The organism is Marilutibacter maris, from assembly GCF_006546735.2.
Classification (GTDB): Bacteria; Pseudomonadota; Gammaproteobacteria; order Xanthomonadales; family Xanthomonadaceae; genus Marilutibacter; species Marilutibacter maris.
Genome location: NZ_VICD02000072.1, coordinates 1 through 10,420, shown reverse-complemented (window position 1 = coordinate 10,420; position 10,420 = coordinate 1). Strand labels below are relative to the sequence as shown.

9 protein-coding genes and 1 other RNA gene are annotated in these 10,420 nt (G+C 69.5%); all 10 read right to left on the bottom strand.

All coding sequences use genetic code 11. The features are described 5' to 3' along the window. Nucleotides 1-1,084: putative lipid II flippase FtsW (gene ftsW, locus FKV24_RS05305; RefSeq protein ID WP_141481634.1), on the bottom strand; the 1,084-nt coding region annotated here is incomplete at its 3' end. Then, nucleotides 1,084-2,169 (bottom strand): phospho-N-acetylmuramoyl-pentapeptide-transferase, encoded by a 1,086-nt coding sequence (mraY, locus tag FKV24_RS05300; protein ID WP_111265651.1) that lies wholly within the window; start codon nucleotides 2,167-2,169, stop codon nucleotides 1,084-1,086. The genes mraY and ftsW, both read right to left, overlap by 1 nt. Continuing rightward, nucleotides 2,159-3,580 carry a UDP-N-acetylmuramoyl-tripeptide--D-alanyl-D-alanine ligase gene (locus tag FKV24_RS05295; RefSeq protein ID WP_141481633.1) on the bottom strand — a complete coding sequence of 474 codons (1,422 nt, stop codon included), beginning with the start codon at nucleotides 3,578-3,580 and terminating at the stop codon, nucleotides 2,159-2,161. The genes mraY and FKV24_RS05295 overlap by 11 nt, the downstream gene beginning before the upstream one ends. Beyond that, entirely contained in the window at nucleotides 3,577-5,064 is a 1,488-nt protein-coding gene (locus tag FKV24_RS05290; protein ID WP_111265649.1) for a UDP-N-acetylmuramoyl-L-alanyl-D-glutamate--2,6-diaminopimelate ligase, read from the bottom strand. The genes FKV24_RS05295 and FKV24_RS05290 overlap by 4 nt, the downstream gene beginning before the upstream one ends. Further along, on the bottom strand, nucleotides 5,061-6,911 hold the full coding sequence (locus FKV24_RS05285; RefSeq protein ID WP_111267955.1) for a peptidoglycan D,D-transpeptidase FtsI family protein: 1,851 nt from the start codon (nucleotides 6,909-6,911) through the stop codon (nucleotides 5,061-5,063). Before FKV24_RS05285 ends, FKV24_RS05290 begins: the two co-directional genes overlap by 4 nt. A 38-nt stretch (nucleotides 6,912-6,949) precedes the next feature. Next, nucleotides 6,950-7,216 carry a cell division protein FtsL gene (gene ftsL, locus FKV24_RS05280; RefSeq protein ID WP_111265648.1) on the bottom strand — a complete coding sequence of 89 codons (267 nt, stop codon included), beginning with the start codon at nucleotides 7,214-7,216 and terminating at the stop codon, nucleotides 6,950-6,952. Beyond that, complete coding sequence (rsmH, locus tag FKV24_RS05275) at nucleotides 7,213-8,166, bottom strand: 16S rRNA (cytosine(1402)-N(4))-methyltransferase RsmH (RefSeq protein WP_141481632.1); 954 nt, start codon at nucleotides 8,164-8,166, stop codon at nucleotides 7,213-7,215. Before rsmH ends, ftsL begins: the two co-directional genes overlap by 4 nt. A gap of 11 nt (nucleotides 8,167-8,177) precedes the next feature. Continuing rightward, nucleotides 8,178-8,624: a division/cell wall cluster transcriptional repressor MraZ gene (gene mraZ, locus FKV24_RS05270; protein WP_111265646.1), complete on the bottom strand. Its 447-nt coding sequence runs from the start codon at nucleotides 8,622-8,624 to the stop codon at nucleotides 8,178-8,180. Between the two features lie 925 nt (nucleotides 8,625-9,549). Then, nucleotides 9,550-9,918: RNase P RNA component class A (gene rnpB, locus FKV24_RS05265), an RNA gene on the bottom strand. Nucleotides 9,919-10,028: 110 nt separating this feature from the next. Further along, nucleotides 10,029-10,420, bottom strand: a 392-nt coding sequence (locus tag FKV24_RS05260) for an SAM-dependent methyltransferase (protein WP_425481581.1), incomplete at its 5' end; no start/stop codon positions are given.

Genomic DNA, 10,420 nt, shown 5'->3' with positions numbered 1-10,420 from the left:
CGCTGGAACCGCCCGAGGAGATCAGCGGCAGGGTCAGTCCCTTGGTCGGCAACAGGCCCAGGTTGACGCCGATCGAAACGAAGCTCTGCAGACCGATCCACAAGGCGATGCCGAAGGCGAGGTAGCCGGCGAAATGGCGGCGCATCTCCACGCACTGCAGGCCGATCCACAACGCGCGCCCGACCAGCAACGCGTACAGGCCGATCACCACGCAGACGCCGACAAAGCCCAGCTCCTCCGCGATCACCGCGAGGATGAAGTCGGTATGCGCTTCGGGCAGGTAGTACAGCTTCTGGATCGACCCGCCCAGGCCGACGCCGAACCACTCGCCGCGGCCCGCCGCCATCAGCGCATTGGTCAGCTGGTAGCCGCTGCCGAACGGGTCGGCCCACGGGTCCATGAACGAGGTCAGGCGGCGCATCCGGTACGGCTCGGCGATCGCGACGATCGCCAGCAGCGGCAGCCCGACCAGCACCGGCCCGAACATCCGCGGCATGTTCACGCCGCCCAGCACCAGCATGCCGGCGGTGATCGCCAGCAGCAGGGACGAGGAGCCGAAGTCCGGCTGCAGCAACAACAGCACCACCAGCACCGCGACCACGCCGATCGGCTTGAGCATCGCCATCCAGGTCGCATTGACCTCGTCGCGGAACCGCACCAGGTAGCTGGCCAGCCAGACGATGAAGAAGACCTTGACCGCCTCGACCACCTGGAAGCCCGCCACCCCGAGGTTGATCCAGCGGTGCGCGCCCTTGACGCTCACGCCCAGCCCGGGCACGAACACCAGCGGCAACAGCACGAAGCACCCCAGCAGCATCAGGTGGTTGTAGCGCTCCACCGTCTTCAGCTCGTTGCGCATCGCGATCGCCATCAGCACCGCGCCGCCGGCGAGGAAGGCCAGATGGCGACCGAAGTAGTGGTACGGATTGCTGTCCTGGTAGAGCGAGGCCGAACCGACCATCACCACGCCCAGCGACGCCAGCGCCAGTACCGCACCCACGATCCAGGGGTCGAAGCGACCCTTGATGTCGTCGATGCGGGTGGCCTGGCGGCTGCCGGGGCGGGTGGTGGCGTAGTCGCTCATCAGCGCACCTTCAACGTCGCCAGGCCGATCAGGACCAGGATCACCGAGATGATCCAGAAGCGGACGATGACCCGCGGCTCCGGCCAGCCCTTCAGCTCGAAGTGATGGTGGATCGGCGCCATCCGGAACACCCGCTTGCCGGTCAGCTTGAAGCTGGCGACCTGGATCATCACCGACAGCGTCTCGACCACGAAGATGCCGCCCATCACCACCAGCACCAGTTCCTGGCGGACGATCACCGCGATCGTGCCCAGTACCGCGCCCAGCGAAAGCGCACCGATATCGCCCATGAACACCATCGCCGGATAGGTGTTGAACCACAGGAAGCCGAGCCCGGCGCCCGCGATCGCCGCGCAGATGATCACCAGCTCGCCGGCGCCGGGCACCCGCGGGATCTGCAGGTACTGCGAGAACTCGGCATGGCCGGAGGCATAGGCGAACACGCCCAGCGCGCAGGCGACCAGCACGGTCGGCATGATCGCCAGTCCGTCCAGCCCGTCGGTCAGGTTGACCGCGTTGGAAAAGCCGACGATCCAGAAGTAGGCGATCGCGACGAAGGTGATGCCGACCAGCGGCAGCGCGACCGCCTTGAAGAACGGGATGTAGAAGGTGGTCGTCGCCGGCGCATCCGCGGTGTAGAACAGGAACAGGCCCGCGCCCAGGCCGAACAGCGACTGCAGCAGGTACTTCCAGCGCGACTTCATGCCGTTGGGATCGCGCTTGACGATCTTGATCCAGTCGTCCCACCAGCCGATCCAGCCGAACGCGACCATCACCACCAGCACCAGCCAGACGTAGCGGTTGCGCAGGTCGCCCCACAGCAGCACCGATGCCAGCACCGTCAGCAGGATCAGCGCTCCGCCCATGGTCGGCGTACCGGCCTTGGAGAAGTGCGACTCCGGACCGTCCTTGCGGATCGGCTGGCCACCCTTGAGCTGGGCCAGCCGGCGGATCACCCATGGCCCCCACCACAGCGACAACGCCAGCGAGGTCAGGGCGGCGAGAATGCCGCGGAAGGTCAGATAGCCGAACAGTCCGAATACGCTCTGCAACTGTTCGAGCCAACGGGCGAGTTCAAGCAGCATGCGGCCCCCTTGTTTCGTCTGCGGTCGGGGCGCCTGCTCCGTCCGGATTGTCTGTGGCGAGCAGTGCGGACACGATCCGTTCCATCGCACTGCCGCGGGAGCCCTTGACCAGCACCCGGACATCCCCGCCCGCGGCTCCGGCAAGGCCGGTGTTGAGCGCGGCCGCCAGGGCGTCGTGATCGGCGAAGACCTCGCCGCCGTCTCCGAACGCGGCCGCCGCCTCGGCGCTGAGCGGACCCAGCGCGAACAGGCGGCGCAGGCCGGCGGCGCGCGCGCGCCGTCCGACCTCGGCATGCAGGGAGCCGGCATCGGCGCCCATCTCGCGCATGTCGCCGAGTACCAGCCAGCCCTCGCCGCCCAGCGACGCCAACGTGTCGATCGCGGTCGCGGCGGAGCCGGGATTGGCGTTGTAGCTGTCGTCGATCAGCATCGCGCCGCCGGACAGGCGGTGGGCGACCAGGCGTCCGGCCACCGGCTGCGCCGACTCCAGGCCGGCGGCGATCGTCGCCAGTTCGGCACCGGCGCCCAGCGCCAGCGCCGTCGCCGCCAGCGCATTGCTGACGTTGTGCCGTCCCGGCATCGCCAGGGCGACCTCGACCTCGCCCACCGGCGTGGTCAGCACGAACCGCGAGCCGCCCTCGTGCAGGCGGATGTCGCGCGCACCGACCTCGGCGCTGGCCTCCAGGCCGAAGCGGATCAGCCTGCGTCCGTGCGCGCGCTCGGCGAAGAACGGGGCGAACGCGTCGTCGGCGTTGATCGCCGCGACGCCATCGGCCGGCAGCGCGTCGTAGACCGCCGCCTTGGTGTCGGCGATGCCCAGCAGGCTGCCCATGCGCTCCATGTGCGCGGGCGCCACGTTGTTGACCAACGCCAGGTCCGGCGGCGCGATCCGGGTCAGATAGGCGATGTCGCCGGGCTTGCCCGCGCCCATCTCGTAGATCGCCACGGCCGCGTCCTCCGGCGCTTCCAGCACCGCCAGCGGCAGGCCGATCTCGTTGTTGCGGTTGCCCGGGGTCGCGTAGGTCGCGGCGGCGCGTTGCATGATCGAGGCCAGCAGCGCCTTGACGCTGGTCTTGCCGTTGCTGCCGGTGATCGCGATGACCTTGTTGTGGCGCTCGCGCTGCACGGCGGCGGCGAGATCGCCCAGCGCGCGCTCGGTATCGGCAACGACCACCTGCGGCAGCGCGCAATCGATCTCGCGCGAGACCAGCGCCGCGATCACCCCGCCCCCGGCCGCCGCTTCGACGTGGTCGTGGCCATCGAAGCGCTCGCCGCGGATCGCCACGAACAAGACCGCGCCGCCAGGCGGCAGGTGACGGGTGTCGGTGGCGACCACGTCGATCACCCGGTCCTCGCCGGACAGCCGGCCGCCGGTCATGCGCGCGATATCGGACAGCTGCAGCGGCCTCATGCGTCCACCCCCAGCGCCGCACGCGCGACCTCGGTATCGTCGAACGGGTGACGGACGCCGTCGATTTCCTGGTAGGGCTCGTGGCCCTTGCCGGCGACCAGCACGATGTCGTCCGGACCGGCCGCGCCGATCGCGCGCTCGATCGCGACGCGGCGATCGCGCTCCACGATCACGGCATCGGCGCTGGCGAAGCCGGCGAGTATCTCGGCGACGATCGCATCGCCGTCCTCGCCGCGCGGGTTGTCGTCGGTCACGATCACCTCGTCGGCCAGGCGTTCGGCGATCGCGGCCATCTGCGGGCGCTTGCCGCGGTCGCGTTCGCCGCCGCAGCCGAACACGCAGATCACCCGCGCCGCCGCGTGCGCGCGTACCGAAGCCAGCGCCTGCTCCAGGGCGTCGGGGGTGTGCGCGTAATCGATGACCACCAGCGGATGGGTGCCGTCGCCGCCCAGGCGGTTCATGCGGCCGTGGATCGGCTGCAACCGCCCGAGCACCTGCGCGACTTCCGCCGACGAGTGACCCAACGCGGCCAGCGCGCCCGCGACGGCGAGCAGGTTGTCCACGTTGAAGCGGCCCAGCAACGGCGAGGTCACCGGATAGCTCTCGCCGTCGATACCCAATTCGAACAGCAGGCCGCGCGCATCCAGCCGCAGTTGGCGCGCGGTGACATTGGCGCCACCGGTGCCGCGCGAGCTGCAGGCCAGCACGCGCAGGCCCGTGCCCTCCAGCGAACGGACCAGTTCGCGGCCGAAGCCGTCATCGACATTGATCACCGCGGCCTTCAGTCCCGGCCATGCGAACAGGCGCGCCTTGGCCGCGCCATAGCGGGCCATGTCGCCGTGGTAGTCGAGGTGGTCGCGGGTCAGATTGGTGAACACGCCGACGTCGAAATGCACGCCGTCGGCGCGTCCCTGGTCCAGCGCGTGCGAGCTGACCTCCATCGCCAAGGCGTCGGCGCCCTGCGCGTGCAGGTCGGCAATCAAGGCATGCAGGCGCAGCACCAGCGGGGTGGTGAAGCCGGTCGCAATCGCCCGTCCGTACAGGCCCGAGCCAAGCGTGCCGATGGTGCCGCTGGTGGTGCCCAGCAGCGACCAGGCCTGCGCCAGCAGCTGCACGGTCGAGGTCTTGCCGTTGGTGCCGGTCACCCCGACCACGTCCATCCGCTCGCTGACCCGACCGTAGAAGCGGTCGCCCATCTCGCCCAGGCGCGCGCGCAGTCCGGGGACCGCGATCGCATCGGCCGGGGCCGGCGCGTCGGCGGGGGCCGGCGGCTCGAACAGGATCGCGGCGGCGCCCTTGGCGCGGACGTCGTCGACGAACTTGAGGCCATGGGTGCCGAAGCCGCCGATCGCGACGAAGGCGTCGCCGGCCTGCAGCTCGCGGCTGTCCATCACCAGGCCGCCGATCGCCAGCCCGGCCGGAACCGCCGGCACGTCCGGCAACAGCTCGGCCAATGGCGTCCGCTTGCGGGTCACCGCGCTCATCGCACACCTTCCGGGGCGGCGGCCGCCTGCGCGGCCAGGGTCGCGGCGCCCGCTCCGGCGACACTCGCCGCACGCCCGTCGGCCTTGTGGCGCTTGGCCTCCTCGGCCGCCTGCGCCGCCAGCCAGGTCTCGATATCGTCCGGCGGCACGTCCATCAGCCGCAGCGCGCCGTCCATCACCGTCTTGAACATCGGCGCCGACACCAGACCGCCGTAGTAGCCCTTGGCCGGATCGGGATCGTCGATCACCACCACCATCGAGAAGCGCGGATTCTCCACCGGCACCACGCCGGCGAAGAACGAGATGTAGCGGCGCGAATAGCCGCCGCTGCTGTTGAACTTGCGCGCGGTGCCGCTCTTGCCGGCGACGTGGTAGCCGAGGATCGCGGCCTGGGTCGCGGTGCCGCCGGTCTCGGTCACGGTCTGCATCATCCGCAGCACCTGGCGCGCGATGCGCGGATCCAGCACCTGCGCCGGATCGTTGCGCTGGCCCTTGACGAAGGTCGGCGCGATCAGCTTGCCGCCATTGCCCAGCGCCGCGTAGGCGGAGGCGATCTGCAGCGGCGTCGCCGACAGCCCGTAGCCGTAGGACATGGTCTGCTTGGTGGTGCCGCTCCAGCGCGACGGCGGGGTCAACACCCCGGCCGACTCGCCGGGGAACCCGCTGTGGGTGCTCTGGCCGTAGCCCATCCGGTGCAGGAAGTCGTAGTACGGCTGGTCCTGCAGGCGATGGACGATCTTGGAGACGCCGACGTTGGAGCTCTTGCGGATGATCCCGGTGACGTCCAGGACCCCGTAGTTGCGGAAGTCGCTGGTGCGGAAGCGGCCGTTCGGCATCCAGCCCGGGCTGGTGTCGATCACCGTGGACGTGGTGATCGCGCCGGCCTCCAGCGCCGCGGCCACGGTCAGCGGCTTCATCGTCGAACCGGGCTCGATGACGTCGGTCACCGCGCGATTGCGGCGCGCGTCGGACGGCTGCCCGCCCAGCGCGTTGGGGTTGTAGGTGGGCAGGTTCGCCATCGCCAGGATCTCGCCGGTGGCGACATCCAGGACCACGGCCGATCCGCTGCTGGCGCCGGTGCGCTCCAGGGTCGCGCGCAGTTCGCGGAAGGTCAGGTACTGGATCCGGCGGTCGATGGTCAGGGTCAGCTCATGACCGGGCTGGGCGGCCTCGATCAGCTCGACGTTCTCGACGATGCGGCCGCGGCTGTCGCGGATCACCCGCTTGCTGCCCGGCGTGCCGCGCAACCATTCGTCGAAGGCCAGCTCCAGACCCTCCTGGCCGCGGTCGTCGATGTTGGTGAAGCCCAGCACGTGCGCCAGCGCCTCGCCCTGGGGATAGAAACGACGGAACTCCCGCTGCGAGTACACGCCGGGAATGTTGTGCGAGAGGATCGCGCGCGCCTGGTCGGGATTGATCCGGCGCTTGAGGTACATGAACTCGCGATCGGCGCGCTGGGTCAGCTTGCGGGTCAGGCCGTCGGCCGGCACCCCCAGGACCGCCGCCAGCTCGGGGATGCGCTCCGGCGCCTTGAGCAGCTCCTGCGGATTGCCCCAGACCGACTCGACCGGGGTCGACACCGCCAACGGCTCGCCGTTGCGATCGGTGATCATGCCGCGCGAGGTCGGGATCTCGATCTCGCGCAGGATCCGCTCGTCGCCCTGGCGACGGTAGAAGTCGGCGTTGACGACCTGCAGGGTGAACGCGCGTGCGACCAGCGCCAGCGAGCACAGGCCGAGCACGCCACCGACCAGGAACAGGCGGTTGCGCGGGTTGTAACGGACTCGGTTGCGTGACTTGCCCGCACCCGGACGGTCGCGCAGCAGACCACCGATACGCTCGCGCATCGAGTCGCGGAAGTTCGAGCCGGGGCGGCGGCGCGGGCTCATGGACGCACCACCACGATTTCATCCCCTTCCGGGAACTTCATTCCGAGCCGGTCGCGCGCGACCTGGTCGATGCGATTGCTCTCCGCCCAGGTCGCCTGTTCGAGCTGCAGGCGGCCGAACTCGATGTCGAGCTCGTCGCGGGCCTTTTCCAGCCGGCTCAGCTGCACGAACGCCTGCCGGTGCTGGTGGCGCGCATAGACCACCGCCAGCGCGCTGGCCAGATTGGCGACCAGCAGTACGACCAGGGCCAGGCGCAGGGTCATGCGCCCCTCCCGCCGGCGACCGCCAGCTTCTCGGCCACGCGCAGCACCGCGCTGCGGGCACGCGGATTGCTCTCGGTCTCGCCGGGCTCGGCCTTGATCGCCGAGCCGATCGCGCGCAGCCGCGGGGTGAAGGCGACCTCGACCGGCATCCGCCGGTTCGCCGGCGGCGCCTTGCTGTGGCGGGCGATGAACTGCTTGACGACGCGGTCCTCCAGCGAGTGGAAGCTGATCACCGCCAGCCGCCCACCCGGCTTCAACCGCTCAAGCGCACCGTCCAGCCCCGACTCCAGGTCGGCCAGCTCGCGATTGATGTGGATGCGGATCGCCTGGAAGCTGCGGGTCGCCGGATGGGTTTTGCTATCGCCGCGCGGCATCACCCGCGCGATCAGCTCGGCCAGCTGCGCGGTGCGGGTGAATGCAGCGCGCGAGCGATCAGCGACGATCGCACGCGCGATCCGCCGGCTCATCCGCTCCTCGCCATAGGTCCACAGCACGTCGGCGATCTCGCGCTCGTCGGCATGCGCCAGCCATTGCGCCGCGCTCTCGCCGCTGTCGGGGTCCATCCGCATGTCCAGCGGACCGTCCTTGCCGAAGCTGAAACCGCGCTCGGCCACGTCCAACTGCGGCGAGGACACGCCAAGGTCGAACAGCACACCGTCCAGTCCGGCCTCGGTGGCGTCCCAGTCGGCAAGCGCGGCGAAACTGCCGCGCCGGATCGACACGCGCGGATCGCCGCCGAACTCGCGTTCGGCCACGGCAATCGCTTCGGGATCCTTGTCCATCAGCAGCAGCCGGCCTCCGGGGCCGAGTTGTTCGAGCACCCCGCGCGCGTGACCGCCACGCCCGAAAGTGCCGTCCAGGTAGGCTCCATCCCCGATCACGCGCAGGCCGTCCAACACCTGGGCGTACATCACGGGGAGGTGGCCGGATGGCGCCGATGCGCGCTCCATGCCACCCCCCCTCACAGCTGCAAATCGAGCAGCTCTTCGCTCAGATCCTCGTCAGACACCGTCTGCTGGATCTGCGCGTGATGCGCCTGCTCGCTCCACAGCTCGAATTTGTCGCCCATGCCCAGCAACACCGCCTTGCGTTCGATACCGACCGCGGCGCGATGACTGGCAGGAACGGTGATGCGGCCATTGCCGTCGAGTTCGACATGGCTCGCCGCGCCGACCAGCTTCAGCTGCATCGCGCGATTGACCTTCTTGACCTTGGGCAGGGCATTGACCTGGTCGCGGATGCGCTCCCAGACCGCCTGCGGATACAGGTACAGCGACCCCGACTCGAAGGGGTTGTAGGTGATCACCAGCCGATTGCCGCACTCGGACGCGACCAGGTCGCGGTAGGCGGTGGGCACCGCCAGCCGGCCCTTGTCGTCGATCGTGATGGCGGTCTCGCCCTGGAACATGGGTCACCTGTTGGAAGCCGGCCTCTGCGGGCGGGTCTGCCTTCTGCCTGTCGATGGGAACGTCGGATCCGGACATTCCCGGCCACGAAAAACCACAAAAATCCCGGTTTTCCCTCGGATGCCCACCTTAGGCACGCCCCACAGGGTTGTCAACAACTTTTCGGGACAAATTTCACCAAGCACATCAATGGCTTAAGCCGAACTTCAGAGACTTGTTCAAGACTTATCCACTAAGTGTTGTTTCGTCTCATTTTTTGAGACAAAGCCCAGAACCGGCACGATGTGAAGGCTGGTTCAGCTAGATCGCTCAGCCAGACCGCCACCCCGGGTCACCCTGCCCGCCGCGGCGACCGGATATTGCGACGCAGCATCAGCAGCGCGGACGGCAGCGTCCGCCCGCAATCGGACACCGCGCGCCCTGCGGGGACGTCGACGCCGTCAGTGGCAGGGCCACGACCGCATCAGTACCCGCGAACGCGGTCCCACCCAGTCCCACCCCTCAGCCCACGCCCCCTTGGCAAGGGGGCGGCGAACGCCGCAGGCGCGAGCGGGGGATTGGGAGCGCGAGCCGGGGCCCGAGGTTTGCAACGCAAACCTTGGGGTGGCATTGCCGCATGGCGGCAAGGTCACGCGCCCCCTTGGCAAGGGGGCGGCTCGCGCCGCAGGCGTGAGCGGGGGATCGGGAGCGCGAGCCGGGGCCCGAGGTTTGCAACGCAAACCTTGGGGTGGCATTGCCGCATGGCGGCAAGGTCACGCTCCCCCTTGGCAAGGGAGCCGCGAACGCCGCAGGCGCGAGCGGGGGATCGGATGAATGGCGCCGGGCCGGGCGATGCCCCCGCATCGCCCGGTTTCGCGCGAAGCGCGAACGGCGTAGCCCACCCACATGCCAACCCGGTGCTTTGCGCACCGGGTTGGCATGTGGGTGGGGCGGAGCCGGCCGATAAGCCGGGTTCTGTCGTGGACAGTCATTCCTCTAGGCGCAACGTCGCCGCTGCGCTCAAGCAACCTACCCGGAGACACCGCGGGCCGCGGCATTGCCTCCCTATTTGGTCTTGCTCCCGGTGGGGTTTGCCGTGCCGGTCCGTTGCCGGACTCGCGGTGCGCTCTTACCGCACCGTTTCACCCTTGCCTGTGCCCGCCTCCGCCTTTCGGCGACGGCAGGGCCATCGGCGGTCTGCTCTCTGTTGCACTTTCCGTCGGCTCTCGCCGCCCAGGCATTACCTGGCACCGTGCCCTATGGAGCCCGGACTTTCCTCGGCACCCTTGCGGGTGACGCGACTGTCTGGCCGACTCCGCGGCTGCCATTCTACAGCTTCGCGGTCGAAGCGGACGGGGGGGGCGCCTCCGCCGCAGACCCTCGTGGCATGCCGCAAGGATCAGGCGCATGTCCACCCGGCCGACGCCCTACCCGCCATACAGCGCCTTGCGCGGCGCGCCGCTGAGCTCGGCGGCCAGCTTGGCCGCGGTCGATGGCGGCAGGTGATCGGCCAGCTTCGCGTACAGGCGACGGCCCTCGACGATGCGCGCGTCGGCATCCTCGCCGGCGCCGTCGACGATCAGCACGAACTCGCCCTTGCGCTGATTCGGATCCTCGGCCACGCGCTGGCGCAGTTCGCCGAGCGCGCCGTCGAGCACGGTCTCGAACAGCTTGGTCAGTTCGCGCGCCAGCACCGCGTGGCGGTCCTCGCCGAACGCCGCGGCCATGTCGGCCAGCGACGCCTCGATCCGATGCGCGGACTCGTAGAAGATCAAGGTGCGCGGCTCGGCCGCGAGCCGGGCCAGCCGCTCGCGGCGGG

What these genes read in the sequence shown, in the direction of transcription:
- FKV24_RS05290 (WP_111265649.1), bottom strand. Translation starts at nt 5,064, where the DNA reads ATGAGCGCGGTGACCCGCAAGCGGACGCCATTGGCCGAGCTGTTGCCG.
- rsmH (WP_141481632.1), bottom strand. Translation starts at nt 8,166, where the DNA reads ATGGAGCGCGCATCGGCGCCATCCGGCCACCTCCCCGTGATGTACGCC.
- mraY (WP_111265651.1), bottom strand. Translation starts at nt 2,169, where the DNA reads ATGCTGCTTGAACTCGCCCGTTGGCTCGAACAGTTGCAGAGCGTATTC.
- mraZ (WP_111265646.1), bottom strand. Translation starts at nt 8,624, where the DNA reads ATGTTCCAGGGCGAGACCGCCATCACGATCGACGACAAGGGCCGGCTG.
- FKV24_RS05295 (WP_141481633.1), bottom strand. Translation starts at nt 3,580, where the DNA reads ATGAGGCCGCTGCAGCTGTCCGATATCGCGCGCATGACCGGCGGCCGG.
- FKV24_RS05285 (WP_111267955.1), bottom strand. Translation starts at nt 6,911, where the DNA reads ATGCGCGAGCGTATCGGTGGTCTGCTGCGCGACCGTCCGGGTGCGGGC.
- ftsL (WP_111265648.1), bottom strand. Translation starts at nt 7,216, where the DNA reads ATGACCCTGCGCCTGGCCCTGGTCGTACTGCTGGTCGCCAATCTGGCC.